Source organism: Bradyrhizobium pachyrhizi (assembly GCF_001189245.1).
Lineage (GTDB): Bacteria > Pseudomonadota > Alphaproteobacteria > Rhizobiales > Xanthobacteraceae > Bradyrhizobium > Bradyrhizobium pachyrhizi.
The window spans coordinates 148181-165508 of record NZ_LFIQ01000118.1 but is presented as its reverse complement, the minus strand read 5'-3'; the positions used below and the strand labels follow the sequence as shown (position 1 = coordinate 165508).

Below are 17328 nucleotides of genomic sequence, written 5' to 3'. Positions count from 1 at the left end.
TTCCCACAAACTGCCGGGCGACCAGCCGTGGCGACCCGTGACGCTATTGTTGGGACTGGCATGGTTAATGCCGCGTTAAGCGGATGGGCGGGATTTGAGTGCTGCTATTTCGCGAACCAGCGCGCTTTCGAGCAACGGTTGGCGCGACGGGAACGCGTCAAAGCAGCGACTCTAGTGTGCTGAATGCGAAGTTCGTGCGATTTCGCGGCAGCCATTTTCACGAACTTCGCATTCATAAAGCACACTAGAATCATAAGTTTGCTAGTGTCCTTATCGAATCCGAAGTTCGCTCCGAAGGTGCGGCAAATGATGCGAACTTCGGATTCGGGACACTAGAGCCGCACCCGCGCGCTTGCCGCCTCATACTCCGCGATCGTCTGCGCCACGAGTTCGTCGACGCCGAGCACCCCGGTCACCCCTGAGGTCGAATGACCGCCGCTCCAGATATCGCGCCAGCGTTTGGGGCGGCTTTCGCGGGCGTCGATGTCCTTGCCGATGTCGATCGCGCCGCGTGCCGGCAGGTCGTCGGGATCGAGACCGGCGGCCTCGATCGAGGGCCGCAGCATGTTGGTCTGCAGGCCGGTGAACGCCGTCGTGAGCATGATATCGTCGGCGGTGGAGTCGACCAGCATCTGCTTGTACCTGCCGTCCGCCATGCTCTCGCGCGTCGCGATGAACTTGGTGCCCATATAGGCGAGGTCGCAGCCGAGCGCCTCTGCGGCGCGGAGCGCGTGGCCGTCGCCGATGCCGCCGGCAAGCACGATCGGTCCATCGAAGAAGCCGCGCACCGCGCGAACGAACACGAACGGATTGAGCCAGCCGGTCTGCCCGCCCGCACCCGCAGTGAGCAGCACGAGCCCGTCGGCGCCGGCTGCGACCGCGCGCTCGGCATGGCGGATCGAGGCGACGTCGGCGAACACCAGCGCGCCGGCATCGTGCAGAGGGCTAAGCACCGGCGCGGGCGAGCCGACCGAGGTGATCACAAGCTCGGGCTTGTGCCGCAGCAGCACGGCGAGATCCTGGGCCAGCCGTGTGTTGGAGCGATGCACGATCAGGTTCGGGCAAATCGGCGCGGCTGCTTGGCCGCTTGCATCGGCATGCGCCTGCAGGCGGCGCGCGATGTCGCCGAGCCAGGCATCGAGCTGTTCCGTCTCACGGCAATTCACCGTCGGAAACGAACCGATCACGCCGTTGCGGCAGGCGGCTACCACCAGTTCGACACCGGAGACCAAGAACATTGGTGCTGCAATCAGCGGCAGCCGCAGGCGACCGCGAAAATGCGCGAGAGGATCGGCGGACAAGTTGCTTCTTCCCTACATCATTGTGTTAGCTTTGGCGCAACATTGGCACGACAAAAGCCAAAGACAAAGGCGGGAGGGACAACCAGATGAGCAATCCGCTCTATGCATTTCCGGCGGTGTGCGAACAGACCTTGCGGGCACTGGCGCGCTATCCATCGCGCACCGCCTTCGCATGGCCGGGCGGCTCGCTCAGCTATCAGGGCGCGACCGACCTGATCGGACGCATGCAGAGCGTGTTCATGCGGCTCGGCTTTGCGCCCGGCACCCGCGTCGCGCTGCTCACCGCCAACCGCGCCGACAGCTGGTGCGCCGGCGTCGCCGCGCAATTGTCGCGGCTCGCAATCACCTGGCTGCATCCGCTGGGCTCGCTCGACGACCAGCTGTTCCAGATCGAGGATTCCGAAGCGCAGATGCTGATCGTCGACGGCATCACGTTTCGCGATCGCGGCGGCGAGCTCACGGCGAAGGCACAGGGCCTGAAGACCGTGTTCACGCTCGGCCCGGCGGATTACGGCGCCGACCTGTTGCAGGTGGCCGAGGACGCCGGCAGCGCAACGGCGAAGAATTTCGCCCGCGCCGACGACATCTCGACCTTGAACTACACCGGCGGCACGACCGGCAAATCCAAGGGCGCGCTGCGCTATCACCGCGAATATGGCGGCTTCGCCGCGGCGATCCTCGCCGACTTCGAGATCCCGGAGACGCCGCGCTATCTCACGGTGGCGCCGATCAGCCATGTCGCGGGTACAAAAGTGCTGCCGACGCTGATGCGCGGCGGCACCGTGCACATGCTGAAAGGGTTCGATCCGGAGGCCGTGTTCACGACCATCGCGCGCGAGAAGATCAACTTCACGCTGTTCGTGCCGACCATGATCTATGTGATGCTGGATCATCCCGCGCTCGACAAGACCGACCTCTCCTCGCTCGAGCTCCTGCTCTACGGCGCGTCCGCGATGTCGCCGAGCCGGCTGGTCGAAGGCATCGAGCGGATCGGCCCGGTGTTCTCCCAGCTTTACGGCCAGACCGAATGCTATCCGGTTTCGGTGCTGCGCAAGGCGGACCATGACCCGAAGACGCCGGACCTGTTCCTGTCCTGCGGCTTCCCGATCGCCGCCTGCCAGGTCAAGATCCTCGATCAGGACGACCGGGAGGTCGCGACCGGCGAGCCCGGCGAGATCTGCGTGCGCGCCACGCATGTGATGGCCGAATACTGGAAGCGGCCCGACACCACGGCGGAGACGCTGAAGAGCGGCTGGCTGCACACCGGCGACATCGCGCGCATGGACGAGCGCGGCTACATGTTCATCCTCGACCGCAAGAAGGACATGATCGTCTCCGGCGGCTTCAACATCTTCCCGCGCGAAATCGAAGATGTCTTGTCGCAACATGCCGACGTCGCGATGGTCGCGGTGGTCGGCGTGCCCGACGACAAATGGGGCGAGGCCGTCACCGCCGTCGTGGTCGCGCGCGAGGGCGCTGTGCCCGACGCCGACGAGCTGATAAGCCTTGTGAAGGCGGAGAAGGGCTCGGCGCACGCGCCGAAGCAGATCCAGTTCGTCAAGGAACTGCCGATGACCGGCGTCGGCAAGGTCGACAAGAAGGTGCTGAAGGCCCGCTTCTGGACCGGCCGCGACCGCATGGTGGGGTGAGGTTCACCGAGCCCAATCCCGTCGTGCCCGCGCAAAGACTTTGCCTTTGTCGCTGAGGAGACCGCGCAGCGGCCGTCTCGAAGGATGCACGGCCAATAGTTCCCAGCGCCCGACTTTCCTCTCGCGGCGACAACCGAGCCGTCGCCCTTCGAGACGCCGCGCAAGCGCGGCTCCTCACGGGGGCAGAGTGGAAGGCGTGGCGAGACGATCGGCGGTGGCGGCAGCAGTTTGCTGACCGGCGCCCTGCCCGAGCAACCGATCGAGCCGGTCGCGCAGCTGATCCTGGTGGTAGGGCTTGGCCAGCCGCGGCAGGTCGACCTGGGTGCCGTCGGGCAGTTCGGCATAGCCGGTGGCGAGCAGCACCAGAAGCTGCGGCCGCACCTTGCGCGAAGCCGCGGCGAGTTCGATGCCGGTCATGCCGGGCATCACGTGATCGGTCATCATCAGGTCGATCTCCTGGTCGCTCCTGAGGATTTCGAGCGCCTGCGGTCCGGAATTGACGCCAATCACGCGGTGACCAAGGTCCTCCAGCATTTCCATGGTGGACATCGCGATCAACGGATCATCGTCGACCAGCAGGATCACCGCCGAGCGCTTGACCGTCTGCGCCGCAGGCGCCGGGCTCTCGACTTCCGGCACCGCCGTTGCAACCGGCAGCACCAGCGCAGCCGTGGTGCCCTTGCCGACCGCGCTCGACAGCTCCAGCTCGCCGCCGAGCTGCACGGCGAGTCCATGCACCATCGACAGGCCGAGCCCGGTGCCCTTGCCCACCGGCTTCGACGAGAAGAACGGCTCGATCGCGCGCTTCAGCACGTCCGGCGACATGCCGGTGCCGCTGTCGACCACCGAGAGCTTCAAATAATCGCCAGGCTGCAGCGTCGGATCATTCTTCGCCTGCCAGGCCGCGAGGCGGATCTCGATCACGCCGCCATCCGGCATCGCGTCGCGCGCATTGATCGCAAGGTTGAGCACCGCAAGCTCAAGCTGGTTGCTGTCGACGCAGGCAAGCGGCAGCCCCTCGGGAATGTTGAGCCGCAGCATGATGCGCGGTCCGAGCGAGCGCTCGAGCAGATTGCTCATATCGCGCACCAGCGCGCCGAGATCGACCGGCACCGCGCGCAGATCCTGCTGCCGCGCGAATGCCAGCAGCCGCTGCGTCAACGACGCGCCGCGCTCGGCGCCCTGCAATGCGCCGTCGACCAGGCGACGCAGGCGTGGGTCCTCCGGCAAGCGCTTGCGCAGCAGATCGAGATTGCCCATCACCGCCATCAGCAGATTGTTGAAGTCGTGCGCGACGCCGCCGGTGAGCTGGCCGATCGCCTCCATCTTCTGCGCATGGCGGAGCTGTTCCTGCGCCCGCTCGCGCGCGGCGACCTCCTTCATCAGGTCGGCGGTGCGCTGCTCGACCCGCTGCTCCAGCGTCGCGGTGAGTTCGGCGAGTGCGGTGCGCTCGGCGGCAAGCTGCGCCAGCAATGCCTCGCGCTCGATCTCCGCGGTCTTGCGCGCGCTGATGTCGGAGCATACGCCGACCAGCGAGCGGATGCCGCCGTCGGGCCGACGCACCGCACGGGCGCGCACGTCAACCCAGTGCTCGGTGCCGTCGGGCCAGATGTTGCGGTATTCGATCTGATAATCCGAGCCGGTGCGCAAGGTTTGTTCGACGATCTCGCTCCGGCGGGCGCGGTCGTCGGGATGCACCGCGTCCAGGAGATCCTGATAGGTGAAGGGATCGCCCGGCCTGCGCCCGAAATAGGTCTTGCAGGTCGGCGACGCCTCGAGCTCGAAATCCGGCAGATGAAGCTCGAGCGCGCCGAGATGACCCGCATTGAGCGCGGTCTGCAGCAGACCTTCGCTCTCGGTCAGATCCTCGAGGATCTGACGGGTCTGGTATTGGCGGCGGCGGCCGCGCACCGTCGCGGCGACCAGGCTTACCAGCGTGGTCGGATGAAACGGCCGCTCGATGAAGGTGACATTGCCGAGCGCCCGGCCGAGCCGCGCGGCTTCGGGATTGCGCTCGGGTCCCCCCTTCTCGCTGATCAGCACGATAGGAAAGTCCGACCATGACGGCTGCTCGTTCAGCCAGTGCGTCAGACCGGCGAGATCGGCGGCCCTGATCACCTCGTCGGCAATGATGGCAAGGCCCGCCCCGCTTGCGATCTGGCGTTCGAGCTCGGCGAGATCAGCGCAGATGTTGGCGTAATAGCCGGCTTCCTTGATCAGGTGGGCAGTCTTGACGGCGTCCCGCTCGCTCGCGGCGAGGATGACCGCGCGTTCCGAGGACGGACCAGGCTTCATCGCGTCTGTCCCTGCGGCGGCCGGGCGTCGACACCGTCCGGCACATCACACAACCGCCGGACGGCCATGGCCACGATGCCGGCGGCGGGATCAATACGCATCATGGGACCCCCTAACGGGAGCGAAACTCGCACGTGCCGCCAACCGTTCCCGGGAAGCGCAGTTATTTTTGCCGCAGGGGCAGCCGGTTGGCGCGGCTCCCGCACCGCGAATCGGTGAAACAACCCCATGCACAGTAGACGTGATCGGTCTTCGCCTTCCCCATGAAACGGGGGAAGGTCGGGATTGGGGTCAGCTGATCCCCACCCGCTTTGCTGTGGCGAACAAGGCGACCTCCCCTTTTCAAGGGGAGGTGGAAGAAGCGCAGCGCGTCCTAGCGCCGCTCGATGACCAGGCTCTGGACCGCCTGGCCGAAATAGCCACGCTGATCGGCGAGCCGCGACATTGCAAGCCCGGCGCCGTCGGGCCCGATCCAGGACTGGCCGTCGAGCAGGATCCAGTCGCCGACCGGCTCGCGCGCCAGGCTCACCGAGAGATCGGCATTGATGAAGGTCCATTGGCTGAAATCGAGCGCCGGCGAAGTGCCGTTGGAGAAGTCCGAGGCAACCACTGCCCGCATCGCCTGCGAGACGACGGCGCCCGCAATCAGCGGGCGGTCGACGCGGAACCAGATCGCGCCAGGTCCCATCACGCCGAAGCGGCCGCGCGCGGCCCGCATCGAGATGCATTTCACGAACGGACTGTTCGCAAGGTTGCCCGGCTCGATCATACTTTCGTCGGGGCCCGGCAGATCGACCGCAAGCGTGGCGATGTCGGGCGGCAATTCGGCCGTCTGTTGCTTGATCTTGAGCACGCTGGCCGAAACCACGAGGACGCCGTCGGCAAGCAGCCTGACGCCGCAGAGCTGGATCTTGCGGCCGTCGCGCAGGATCTCGCTCTGCACGGTCAGCGGCGCCACCGGCACCGGGCGCATCAGGTCGATGGTGACGCGCGCGATCCGCATCGGCACCGGCGTCGGAAGGGCTTCGGCCGCCCACACCACCAGCGCCGCTGGCGCGGAGCCGTGCTGCATCCGCGGGTCCCACGGACCCGCAGCATCGGGACTGGTGACGACGCGGTCGCCGTCGACGCGAAAGATCGGTTCCATCACAGCATGATCCGGAAAAATGGGACGCGGTTTTCCGAAGAGATCATGCTGAAATGAAGAGCTGAAGCGCGATGATGATTCATCATGATCTCATCGTGCTTCAGCCAAGCGCCGGATCGACGGCTTCGTCGTATTCCTTCCTGAACCGGCCAATGAGTTCGGCCGCGGGCACCACCTTGGAGATGCTGCCGACGCCCTGGCCCGAGCCCCAGATCTCCTTCCACGCCTTCGGCTTGGCGCGCTCGCCGGATGCATCGGTGCCGAAGCTCATCTTGGAAGGATCGGAGGTCGGCAGGTTTTCCGGATCCATGCCGGCTGCAACGATCGACGGCTTCAGATAATTGCCGTGCACGCCGGTGAACAGGTTGGAGTAGACGATGTCCTCGGCGGACGAATTGGTGATCATGTCCTTGTAGCCCTCGACCGCGTTTGCCTCCTTGGTCGCGATGAAGGCCGAGCCGATATAGGCGAAGTCGGCGCCGATGATGCGGGCGGCGCGGATCGCGCGGCCGTTGGAGATGGTGCCCGACAGCGCGATCGGCCCGTCGAACCATTGCCGCGTCTCCGCCACGAACGGGAACGGCGACAGCGTGCCGGCATGACCGCCGGCGCCGGCCGCGACCAGGATCAGGCCGTCGGCGCCCTTCTCGATCGCCTTGTGCGCGAACTTCTGGTTGATCACGTCGTGGAAGACGATGCCGCCCCAGCCGTGGACCGCCTGGTTGAGCTCCTCGCGCGCGCCGAGCGAGGAGATGATCATCGGCACCTTGTGCTTCTCGCAAAGCGCCATGTCGTGATCGAGCCGGTTGTTCGACTTGTGCACGATCTGGTTCACCGCGAACGGCGCCGACGGCCGCTCCGGATGCGCCTTGTCATAAGCGGCGAGCTCTTCCTTGATCCGGTACAGCCACTCGTCGAGCAGCTCCGCCGGCCGCGCGTTCAACGCCGGAAACGAGCCGACCACGCCGGCCTTGCACTGCGCGATAACGAGGTCGGGCACGGAGATGATGAACAGCGGCGCCCCGATCACGGGAAGAGACAGGCGGCCCTTGAACAGAGCAGGCATGGACATTGGAAGCGGATCCTCAAGTGTTGGTCGTTGGTTGGTCTCGAATGCTGACCGTCATACCAACAAGGCAATCTTTCCAGTGTCAAGGATTGCGTTTTGGCGCTGCAAAACGGATGACAAATCCTCATCCTGACGCCTTGTTTTCCGTGAGCATCTGGCATCCCAGAAGCAAGCGTCGCCGTGGCTACTGGCAGACCGCCCGTGTCACGAAATTTTCCGTCCTGCAGTCGTTCGGGCCGCGCTTGTGGCCCGGCAGATAGACCAGCGGCGAGCATTTCTCGGAGGCGTCGGTATCGATGCCCTTGCCTTCCCGAAACCCCTTGCTCTGGCACAGGCGGTCGGCGCCGATCTTGCAGTCCGGCGCGCCGTTCGAGGCTTCCACGCAGGCCGCGCGTCCGGTCACCACCGTCGAGGGGCGCGCGATGTTCGACAGATCGTTGATGGTCTCGCCTGGGCTCTTCAGTGGTGGCAGCGTCGATCTCGACTTCTCGAACAGCTTTCCGATTTCATTGATCAGCCCGGGATTCTCGCGCTCGACCGGCGCCGGCGGCAGCTCGATCTGTTGCTGCTGCGAAGGCGGGCCCGGCTGTGGTCGAGGGTCGCCAGCGTCATCGACAGCACAAGACCCGACAGCACAAGACCCGCCAGCGCAATGCGCGCCTTTGCACGCATGGGCCTGACGAGCGTGAGCCCGGCAGGATCGAGCAGGTCCGCGATTCCATCAGCCATCGCGCTGAGCGTAACCCGAAGCCGCGCGCAGGCAAAGCCGCAAGCGGTCGGTCGCTAGATCAGCTTGAATGCGACAACAAAGCCCAGCACCAGCACGATCGCGCCGATCGCGACCCACAGGCCGAGCCGCTTCTCGAGCTCGGCGCGGATGAAATCGCCATAGCGGTTGAGCAGCACCGCGACGAAGAAGAAGCGGCCGCCACGCGCGACGATCGAGCACAGGATGAACAGCCAGATGTTGTAGCCGGCAAAGCCCGAGGTGATCGTCACGAGCTTGTAGGGGATCGGCGTCAGTCCCTTCAGCAGGATGATCACGGCGCCCCATTCGGCATAGGAGGCGCGGAACGCGTCGACCTTGTCGGAGAGGCCGTAGAGATGGATCAGCCATTGCCCGAGCGAGTCGTAGAGCAGCGCGCCGATCGCATAGCCGAGCACCCCGCCGGCGACCGACGCCACCGTGCAGACCGCCGCGAACCACCATGCCCGCTTCGGCCGCGCCAGCGACATCGGCAGCAGCATGATGTCGGGAGGGATCGGGAAGAAGGAGCTCTCAGCGAAGGCGACGGCCGCGAGAATCCACAGCGCATAGGGCTTGTCGGCCGCCTCGACGCACCACTCGTAAGTCCGTTTCAACATGGGCGCGATGAACCATCATGGAGCGGATTTGTCCATGCCGGGATTGAGCTGAATCTGGTTGATTTACGGCTACCGTTTGCGCAGCCGGTTCTCCAGCGCGACAATTCGGCGCCGAACCACCGGGACCGGCGCGGGTTTGGGCACCTTGACCGGCGACTTCGGCAGCTTCTCGGCGATCCCGAGCAGCCGTTCGCGCCGCTCCATCTCGCGCCAGACATCCTCCGGCTTCACGCCGGCGGACGCCCAGAGAACGGCGAGATTGTAGAACAGGTCGGCGCTTTCGCGAATGACGGCATCCGACTTGCCGCTGACGGCGTCGATCACGACTTCGATCGCTTCCTCGGCGAGCTTCTTGGCCATCTTGGCCGGGCCGCGCTGGAACAGCCGTGCCGTGCGCGACGTAGCCGGATCAAGATCCTTGGCCGCGATCACCGCCTGGTAAAGCCGCTCGATCGAATCACTCATGCTTCGAGCCTAGTCGAAACGGGTCGCCAGCGTGTTAACGGCGACGACGAAAAAATCCACCGGCCCGCGGCCGGTGGATTGGATGCTTTGTGACAGTTCTGAGAACCGCCGACGGCTGTCAGTACGGCTGATACGGCAGTTGCGACCGCCGCCCGTAATAGCCGCGGTAACCATAGTACGGTCCGCCGCCGTAATAGACCGGGCCGCCGCCATAGTAGACGGGACCACCGTAGTAACCCGGGCCGCCATAGTAGCCGTAGGAGTCGTAATAGTCGCGGCGGCTCTGGGCTGCGGCGATCGCGAGACCCGTGCCGACGATCCCGGCGAACGCAGCCGCAGCCGCGGCGCCACCGCCGCCATAGTAGCGACGGCGGGCACTGATGTCGGTCGCGCCGCTCGTGCCTTGTGACGTCGTCACAGCAGTCGCCTTACCTGTATGAGCAGAGCCTGCGAACGCTATCGTCGGCTCAACGGCCGTCAACGCCACCGCGGCAACCGTTGCCAATGTGGCTGCGCGGCCAATGGACGAAAAAACACCTTTTCGCGCAAACATTGCGGTCATCCTTTGTGGAAGCCGGCCCGACGGGCCTTGGTTAGCTAACCCACTGCCTCCAGATTAGGTTCCCCAAACCGAATGCAAGCTGAACGACCTGAGGTGAAAACATGGCAAGCCGAAGCCTGGCAGTCATCGACCGTTCACCTTGCCTGGGGCAAAATGCCTGCAAATAACGCTTGAAATTGACGCTTGCTCTGGCGCATTCGATGTCATGAAGCAGGCGCGCCGGCGCGGCACTTTGTCTCGCCTCCCGGATGTCATGATGCAGGTAAGTCGGACCACCGTTCTCCGCTTGATACTGGCCGGCATGATCGGCCTCGCGGGGGGCGTGTGGCCGGCGTTGACGCCGCTGCGCGCCAGCGATCTGCCACCGCCGCTCACCATCCAGTTCACGCTCGACCGTCCGCTTGATGCCGCCGCGGCGCCATTCGTGATGGCGTCGACCGGCGGCCTGTTCAGCGCCGAGGGCCTCAGCGTCGGCACCAACGTCGCGACCAGCTCGGCGGATGCCATCGCGCGCGTCGCCGACGGCTCGAGCGATTTCGCCCTCGTCGACATCAACTCGCTGATCCGCTTTCGCGACAAGCCTGGTGCTGCGCCCGTCAAGGCGGTGTTCGTGCTGTTCAACCAGGCGCCTTATGCGATCATCGCGCGCAAGAGCCGCGGCATCAGGACGCTGACCGACATGCAGGACAAGAGCCTCGGCGTCGCCGAGGGCGACCTCTCGATCCGGCTGTGGCCCGCGGTCGCGAAGCAGAACGGCATCAAGCTGTCGAGCGTCAAGCAGAGCACGATCAGCGCCGCGGTGCGCGAGCCGATGCTCTCCGCCGGCCAGGTCGATGCCGTCACCGGCTTCTCGTATCTCTCGGCGATCAATTTGCGCGATCGCGGCGTGCCCGCCGACGATCTCGCGGTGCTGCGCTTCGCCGACTATGGCTGCGAGGCCTACGGCTTTGCCGTGATCGTCAGCCCGCGCCTTGCCGCCGCGAAGCCGGATGCGGTGAAGGGATTCGTGCGCGCGGCGATCGGCGGCACCAACCTCGCGGTCAAGGATCCGGCCCGCGCCGCCGGCGAGGTCGCGAGCCGGATGGATGGCGGCTCGCGTGATCTGGAGCTGGAGCGGCTGAACGCCATCATCCGCGACAACATCCTGACCAGCGAGGTGAAGCGCGACGGCATCGGCGGCATCGAAGCGGAGCGCTTCGAGCGCTCGGTCGACCAGCTCGCGGAGGACTTCAAATTCCAGAAGCGGCCGCACGCCGCCGACATCTTCGACGAGGCTTTTCTGCCGCCGATCGACGGCCGCCTGGTGAATTGAGAGCATGCGAAGCGGCACCAAATGTTCAGCGTCGTCCTGGCGAAAGCCAGGACCCATTACCCCAGCCGTTTGTTGTTGCGCGACGCTGGGGCCACTATCCCGCTCCCAATCAAATTCGTTGGCTATGGGTCCTGGCTTTCGCCAGGACGACGGCGTAGGGAGCCGGTCGCCACAATCACCGTCACCCTGAGCATGACGCGCTGTCACCGCTGGCCCTGCATCGCGAACCCTGATTAAATTGCATTCCCGCCTGATCGGGCGCCCACCGCTGACGAGTGCCGCCGGCATGTCCATGCTTCGCCTCTATACCCGCGTCCTCGAACTGCTCGGCAAGGAGGCGCGGCTCGGCTGGATCCTGGCCATCGCCAACGTGCTGCTCGCCGGCGCGCAATTCGCCGAGCCCGTGCTGTTCGGCAAGATCGTCGACGTGCTGTCGGGCCGGCCGGTCACCGGGCTGTTCGCGACCTCCTCGGCATGGCCGCTGCTCGTCGCCTGGGCGGCGTTCGGCCTGTTCACGATCGGCTGCAGCGCGATCGTGGCGCTGCAGGCCGACCGGCTGGCGCACCGCCAGCGCCAGGCGGTGCTGACCGATTATTTCGAGCACATCCTGCAGCTGCCGCTGACCTTCCATTCCGGCACCCATTCCGGGCGGCTGATGAAGGTGATGCTGAACGGCACCGACGCGCTGTGGCGGCTCTGGCTCGGCTTCTTTCGCGAGCACTTCGCCGCGATCATGTCGCTGATCGTGCTGCTGCCGCTTTCGCTCTACATCAACTGGCGGCTGGCGGTTCTGCTGTTCGGGCTCTGCGTCGTGTTCACCGTGCTGACCACGCTGGTGGTGCGCAAGACCTACGGCATGCAGAGCGAGGTCGAGGCCTATTACAGCGATCTCTCGGCGCGCGCCTCGGACGCGCTCGGCAATGTCGCGCTGGTGCAGAGCTTCGTGCGGATCGATTCCGAGGTGCAGGGCCTGCGCTACGTCGCCGACAAGCTGCTCGCGGTGCAGATGCCGGTGCTGTCATGGTGGGCGCTGGTCACCGTGATCACACGCGCCTCGACCACGATCACGGTGCTCGCGATCTTCACCGTCGGCATCGCGCTGCATAACCAGGACCTCACCACGGTCGGCGAGATCGTGATGTTCGTCTCGTTCGCCACCATGCTGATCCAGAAGCTCGAGCAGGTGGTCAGCTTCATCAACAACGTGTTCATGGAAGCGCCGCGCCTGCAGGAGTTCTTCGACGTGCTCGATGCGGTGCCGGCGGTGCGCGACCGGCCCGGCGCGGTCGATCCCGGACGGCTGTCCGGCCTCGTCGAGTTCGACGACGTCTCGTTCTCCTATGACGGCAAGCGGCCGGCGATCGAGGATCTCAGCTTCACCGCCTTGCCGGGCCAGACCATCGCGCTGGTCGGCTCGACCGGCGCCGGCAAATCCACCGCGATCGCGCTGCTGCATCGCGCGTTCGATCCGCAATCGGGCATCATCAGGATCGACGGTATGGACATACGCGCGCTGAAGCTGACGGCGCTGCGGCGAAACATCGGCGTGGTATTCCAGGAGGCGCTGCTGTTCAACCGCTCGCTCGCCGACAATCTGCGCGTCGGCAAGCCCGACGCGACCGACGAGGAGCTGCGCACCGCCGCGGCGCGCGCGCAGGCGCTTGAATTCATCGAGCGCAGCGACAAGAAGTTCGATACCCATGCCGGCGAACGCGGCCGCATGCTGTCTGGCGGCGAACGCCAGCGGCTGTCGATTGCGCGTGCGCTGCTGAAGGATCCGCCGATCCTGATCCTCGACGAGGCCACCAGCGCCCTCGACGCCGTCACCGAGGCCAAGGTGAATGCCGCTCTCGACGAAGTGATGAAGGGCCGTACCACCTTCGTGATCGCGCACCGCCTGTCCACCATCCGCCACGCCACCCGCATCCTGCTGTTCGACCAGGGGCGGGTGATCGAAAGCGGAACTTTCGATGAACTGGTGGCGAAAGGCGGGCGTTTTGCCGAGCTGGCGCGGGCCCAGTTCATGGTCCAGGAACAGGCGCGCGCCGGCATCGAGACACCATAATTCCCGCCTTTCCAATTGAGGCGGCTGCCGAAATTCAGCCGATTTCGTCCACGATATAATTCCCCGGCCTCTGTTCTCTGCTGGCAAGCCGGTATAGGGTTTGCATCGCCGCAATGCGGCGCCGGACACGCTTGAAACCCGTACGTCACAATCGCAAGACCTCCTTATTTCAAGGCGGGTCTCAAAGGACCGGAACCGGATTCGTGCACCTTCCTCGCCCGTCATTGAAATGGATTCTGGCCGTCGCGATGCTCGCCATCGCCACGCCGCAAATGGCGCAAGCCGAGGCGCTGCTGGTTGTCGAAGCCGATTCCGGAAAGGTGCTGCAGGCCGATAATGCGACGATGCCGTGGTATCCGGCGTCGCTCAGCAAGATGATGACGGCCTATGTGACGCTGAAGGCGGTCAAGGACGGCCGCGTCTCGCTCGACACGCTGCTCACGGTGTCGCCGACCGCAGCTTCGCAGTCGCCCTCGAAGATGGGCTTCCGGCCCGGCACCCAGGTCACCGTCGACAACGCGCTGAAGATGATGCTGGTGAAGTCGGCCAACGACATGGCCGTGGTGCTGGCCGAGGGCATCGGCGGTTCGATCGACGGCTTTGCCGGGATGATGAACCAGACCGCGCAAAAGCTCGGCATGACGCAAACGAGCTACGTCAATCCGAACGGCCTGCCCGCCGACGGCCAGATCACCTCGGCGCGCGACATGGCGATCCTCGCCCGCGCCATCATCCGCGACCTGCCGGAATACGAGTATTTCGTCCACATCCCGTCGATCCGCTTCGGCCGCCGCATCACCCAGAACTTCAACAAGCTGATCGGCCGCTATCCCGGCGCCGACGGCTTCAAGACCGGCTTCATCTGCGCCTCCGGCTACAATCTCGTGGCGTCGGCGACGCGTGACGGCAAGCGGCTGATCGCCGTGGTGCTCGGCGCCTCCTCGGGCCGCATGCGCGCGATCCGCGCCGCGCAGCTCCTGGACCGCGGCTTTGCCAATAACGGGCTGGCGTGGCTGCGGCCCTCGCTCGGCACCGTCGACAATCTGGTGCCGATCGATTCCACGCCGCCGAACCTGCGCGAGGAGATGTGCGGCCCCAAGCACAAGCGGCCCGCCAGCGACGAGGACGCAGAAGACACCGTCGCCAGCGCCGGAAGCTCCAGCACCAATGGCGACGGCGGCGTCAGCTTCTTCGCCTCGGGCCTGCAGGCTGCGATGCCGACCAAGCCGGCCGACATGCTGGCGCAGCCGGCCGCGGCCTCCGAGCCGGTCGTGGTTTATACGGGGCCGACCAAGACCGGTGCTGCGTTGATCGCCGCGGTCGAGGCCGACACCGAGAAGATGCAGCCGGTCAAGCGTGCCAAGGGCAAGCACAGCCGCGTCGCGGGCAAGAAGCCCGATGCGGCCGATGACGCGAAGGCCGACGCCAAGGGCGCCTCCAAGTCGGACAGCAAGCCGGCGGCCAAGCCCGTCCGTCACGCCAACGCCAAGCCGGATGCCGCAGCTGCGAAGACCGCCGCGGACAAGCCCGCCGCCGCAAAGCCCGCCGGCAAGCCGGCGGCGGCAAAGCCGGCTGCCAAGCCCAAGACCGCGGCCGACAAACCCAAGGCTGCCGACAAGCCGAAAGCCGACGCCAAGCCGGCCGGCTAGCACAGCGCCCGCCCGTCATTTCCTCCAATGCGTCGATAACGCGCAGCGGCTTGCCATTGGCCGCGGCATCGCTCAATACTGCCTGAAATAACGCGGCCAAAGGTCGGAAAACCCGGAAGCAATCCGGGACATCAGCCAAATTTGAGAGAGGGGATTGACCATCATGGAGCGCATCTGGCTCAAGCATTATCCGGCCGGCGTGCCCGCGGATATCGACGTCACGCAATATTCGTCGCTGGTCGAATTGCTGGAAGAGAGCTTCAAGAAATTCGCCGATCGCAAGGCGTTCATCTGCATGGACAAGGCGATCACCTATCGCGAGCTCGACGAGATGTCGACGGCGCTCGGCGCCTACCTGCAGAGCAAGGGCCTGCAGAAGGGCGCGCGGGTCGCGCTGATGATGCCGAACGTGCTGCAATATCCGGTCGCGACCGCCGCCGTGCTGCGCGCCGGCTATGCCGTGGTCAACGTCAACCCGCTCTACACCCCGCGCGAGCTCGAGCACCAGCTCAAGGATTCCGGCGCGGAGGCGATCATCGTGCTGGAGAACTTTGCCACCACCGTACAGAAGGTACTTCCCAATACCGCGGTCAAGCACGTGATCGTCGGCAGCATGGGCGACCTGCTCGGCTTCAAGGGCGTGATCGTCAATCTGGTGGTGCGCCGGGTGAAGAAGATGGTGCCGGCCTGGTCGATCCCCGGCGCCGTCGGCTTCAACGAGGCGCTGTCGGCCGGCCGCGCCGCCAAGCTCAACAAACCGACGCTGACGCTCGATGACGTCGCCTTCCTGCAATATACCGGCGGCACCACCGGCGTCTCCAAGGGCGCGACCCTGCTCCACCGCAACATCCTGGCCAACGTGTTGCAGAACGATGCCTGGCTGCAGCCGGCGCTGGCGAAGCCGCCGATCGTCGAACAGATGGTCATCGTCTGCGCGCTGCCGCTCTATCACGTCTTCGCGCTCACCGCCTGCTATCTGCTGGGCATGCGGGCCGGCGGCACCAATCTGCTGATTCCGAATCCGCGCGACATGGCGGGCTTCGTCAAGGAGCTGTCGAAGTACCAGGTCAGCTTCTTCCCGGCGGTCAACACCCTCTACAATGGCCTGCTGAACACGCCCGGATTCGACAAGCTCGACTTCTCCAAGCTGAAGATCGCCAACGGCGGCGGCATGGCGACGCAAAGGCCGGTCGCCGAGAAATGGTTGAAGGTCACGGGCATCTCGTTGTCGGAAGGCTATGGCCTGTCGGAGACGTCGCCGACCTTGACATGCAATCCTGCCACGATCGAGGAGTTCTCCGGGACGATCGGCCTTCCGGTCCCCTCGACCTGGCTCTCGATCCGCGACGATGACGGCAATGAATTGCCGATCGGCGAGGCCGGCGAAATCTGCGCCAAGGGCCCGCAGGTGATGGCAGGCTACTGGAACCGGCCGGACGAGACCGCGCGCGTGATGACCGCGGACGGTTATTTCCGCACCGGCGACATCGGCGTGATGGACGAGAAGGGCTACACCAAGATCGTCGATCGCAAGAAGGACATGATCCTGGTCTCCGGCTTCAACGTCTATCCGAACGAGATCGAGGAAGTGATCGCAAGCCACCCGGGCGTACTCGAATGCGCCGTGATCGGCGTGCCCGATGCGAAGTCCGGCGAAGCGGTGAAGGCCTTCGTGGTCAAGAAGGACCCGAACGTCACCGCCGAGGACATCATCAAGTTCAGCGCCACCCAGCTCACCGCCTACAAGGTGCCGAAGCAGATCGAGTTCAGGACCGACCTGCCGAAGACCAATGTCGGCAAGATCCTGCGCCGCGAGCTGCGCGACGAGAAGAAGGCCGCGGCTTAAGGCGTGAGTGGACTGACGTTCGATGTCTGACGCAAGCCTCGCGACGCCGGCTGACGTGCTTGGCTTCTGGCGGAATGCCGGCCGCGACCGCTGGTACAAGCACGACGACGCCTTCGATGCCGAAATCCGCAGCCGCTTCCTCGCCACCTGGCAGAAGGCGGCTGCCGGCGAATTGTCGTCATGGGAGGCGAGCGATGAGGGCGCGCTGGCGCTGACCATCGTGCTCGACCAGTTTCCGCGAAACCTGTTTCGAGGCGACGCCAGGACCTTTTCAAGCGATGCGCTGGCGCGTGAAGTGGCAAGGCGCGCCATCGACCGCGGCGTCGATGCGCGGACCGACCCCGTGCTGCGCGAATTCCTCTATCTGCCGTTCGAGCATTCGGAGGACCTCGACGACCAGCAGCGCTGCGTGACGCTGTTCGGGCAATATGACTGCCATCCCGACAACCTGAAATACGCCGAGGACCACGCCGACATCATCCGCCGGTTCGGCCGCTTCCCGCACCGGAATCGCGTGCTGGGCCGGCAGACCACGGCCGAGGAGCAGGACTTTCTCGACGCCGGCGGTTTTTCCGGCTGATGACGGAACGGTGACCAGAGTCT

14 protein-coding genes are annotated in these 17328 nt (G+C 65.3%); 6 read left to right on the top strand and 8 right to left on the bottom strand.

Annotated elements, in window-relative coordinates; genetic code table 11:
• Positions 1-332 precede the first annotated feature (332 nt).
• Positions 333-1301: an NAD(P)H-dependent flavin oxidoreductase gene (locus AKL29_RS34685; protein ID WP_050387252.1), complete on the bottom strand. Its 969-nt coding sequence runs from the start codon at positions 1299-1301 to the stop codon at positions 333-335.
• Positions 1302-1387: 86 nt separating this feature from the next.
• Between AKL29_RS34685 and AKL29_RS34680 the strand changes: the two genes are divergently transcribed.
• Positions 1388-2950 carry an AMP-binding protein gene (locus AKL29_RS34680; protein ID WP_050387251.1) on the top strand — a complete coding sequence of 521 codons (1563 nt, stop codon included), beginning with the start codon at positions 1388-1390 and terminating at the stop codon, positions 2948-2950.
• Positions 2951-3124: 174 nt separating this feature from the next.
• Here AKL29_RS34680 and AKL29_RS34675 read toward each other — a convergent pair whose 3' ends face one another.
• The 7 genes from AKL29_RS34675 to AKL29_RS34645 form a co-directional block, all read right to left on the bottom strand.
• The gene (locus tag AKL29_RS34675) at positions 3125-5245 is read right to left on the bottom strand and encodes an ATP-binding protein (protein WP_050387250.1); all 2121 of its coding nucleotides are present in this window, start codon (positions 5243-5245) and stop codon (positions 3125-3127) included.
• Positions 5246-5618: 373 nt separating this feature from the next.
• On the bottom strand, positions 5619-6392 hold the full coding sequence (locus tag AKL29_RS34670; protein ID WP_050387249.1) for a thioesterase family protein: 774 nt from the start codon (positions 6390-6392) through the stop codon (positions 5619-5621).
• 100 nt (positions 6393-6492) lie between these two features.
• A complete protein-coding gene (locus AKL29_RS34665; RefSeq protein WP_050387248.1) occupies positions 6493-7464 on the bottom strand; it encodes an NAD(P)H-dependent flavin oxidoreductase in 972 nt (323 codons plus the stop codon).
• A gap of 181 nt (positions 7465-7645) precedes the next feature.
• Positions 7646-7843: a hypothetical protein gene (locus AKL29_RS46020; RefSeq protein WP_244482585.1), complete on the bottom strand. Its 198-nt coding sequence runs from the start codon at positions 7841-7843 to the stop codon at positions 7646-7648.
• Positions 7844-8244: 401 nt separating this feature from the next.
• Positions 8245-8826, bottom strand: a complete 582-nt coding sequence (locus AKL29_RS34655) for a YqaA family protein (protein ID WP_050387247.1) — start codon at positions 8824-8826, stop codon at positions 8245-8247.
• 69 nt (positions 8827-8895) lie between these two features.
• Positions 8896-9291: a phosphoribosyl-ATP diphosphatase gene (hisE, locus tag AKL29_RS34650; protein WP_028334774.1), complete on the bottom strand. Its 396-nt coding sequence runs from the start codon at positions 9289-9291 to the stop codon at positions 8896-8898.
• Positions 9292-9409: 118 nt separating this feature from the next.
• Positions 9410-9844, bottom strand: a complete 435-nt coding sequence (locus AKL29_RS34645; RefSeq protein WP_028334773.1) for a hypothetical protein — start codon at positions 9842-9844, stop codon at positions 9410-9412.
• Positions 9845-10109: 265 nt separating this feature from the next.
• On the opposite strand from AKL29_RS34645, the gene AKL29_RS34640 reads away from it, so the two are divergent.
• From AKL29_RS34640 to AKL29_RS34620, 5 genes are all read left to right on the top strand, one after another.
• A complete protein-coding gene (locus tag AKL29_RS34640) occupies positions 10110-11165 on the top strand; it encodes an ABC transporter substrate-binding protein (RefSeq protein WP_050387298.1) in 1056 nt (351 codons plus the stop codon).
• Positions 11166-11451: 286 nt separating this feature from the next.
• Positions 11452-13230 carry a glucan ABC transporter ATP-binding protein/ permease gene (locus AKL29_RS34635; protein WP_050387297.1) on the top strand — a complete coding sequence of 593 codons (1779 nt, stop codon included), beginning with the start codon at positions 11452-11454 and terminating at the stop codon, positions 13228-13230.
• Between the two features lie 203 nt (positions 13231-13433).
• Complete coding sequence (locus AKL29_RS34630) at positions 13434-14879, top strand: D-alanyl-D-alanine carboxypeptidase family protein (protein ID WP_430648905.1); 1446 nt, start codon at positions 13434-13436, stop codon at positions 14877-14879.
• 163 nt (positions 14880-15042) lie between these two features.
• Positions 15043-16725 carry a long-chain fatty acid--CoA ligase gene (locus tag AKL29_RS34625; RefSeq protein WP_028334769.1) on the top strand — a complete coding sequence of 561 codons (1683 nt, stop codon included), beginning with the start codon at positions 15043-15045 and terminating at the stop codon, positions 16723-16725.
• Between the two features lie 22 nt (positions 16726-16747).
• Positions 16748-17305 carry a DUF924 family protein gene (locus AKL29_RS34620; protein WP_050387245.1) on the top strand — a complete coding sequence of 186 codons (558 nt, stop codon included), beginning with the start codon at positions 16748-16750 and terminating at the stop codon, positions 17303-17305.
• The last annotated feature ends 23 nt before the right edge of the window (positions 17306-17328 follow it).

Bases quoted from the DNA above. Each gene is read 5' to 3' on its own strand.
- AKL29_RS34680 (WP_050387251.1), top strand. From the start codon at position 1,388: ATGAGCAATCCGCTCTATGCATTTCCGGCGGTGTGCGAACAGACCTTG.
- AKL29_RS34675 (WP_050387250.1), bottom strand. From the start codon at position 5,245: ATGAAGCCTGGTCCGTCCTCGGAACGCGCGGTCATCCTCGCCGCGAGC.
- AKL29_RS34670 (WP_050387249.1), bottom strand. From the start codon at position 6,392: ATGGAACCGATCTTTCGCGTCGACGGCGACCGCGTCGTCACCAGTCCC.
- AKL29_RS34665 (WP_050387248.1), bottom strand. From the start codon at position 7,464: ATGTCCATGCCTGCTCTGTTCAAGGGCCGCCTGTCTCTTCCCGTGATC.
- AKL29_RS34655 (WP_050387247.1), bottom strand. From the start codon at position 8,826: ATGTTGAAACGGACTTACGAGTGGTGCGTCGAGGCGGCCGACAAGCCC.
- hisE (WP_028334774.1), bottom strand. From the start codon at position 9,291: ATGAGTGATTCGATCGAGCGGCTTTACCAGGCGGTGATCGCGGCCAAG.
- AKL29_RS34645 (WP_028334773.1), bottom strand. From the start codon at position 9,844: ATGTTTGCGCGAAAAGGTGTTTTTTCGTCCATTGGCCGCGCAGCCACA.
- AKL29_RS34640 (WP_050387298.1), top strand. From the start codon at position 10,110: ATGCAGGTAAGTCGGACCACCGTTCTCCGCTTGATACTGGCCGGCATG.
- AKL29_RS34635 (WP_050387297.1), top strand. From the start codon at position 11,452: ATGTCCATGCTTCGCCTCTATACCCGCGTCCTCGAACTGCTCGGCAAG.
- AKL29_RS34625 (WP_028334769.1), top strand. From the start codon at position 15,043: ATGGAGCGCATCTGGCTCAAGCATTATCCGGCCGGCGTGCCCGCGGAT.
- AKL29_RS34620 (WP_050387245.1), top strand. From the start codon at position 16,748: ATGTCTGACGCAAGCCTCGCGACGCCGGCTGACGTGCTTGGCTTCTGG.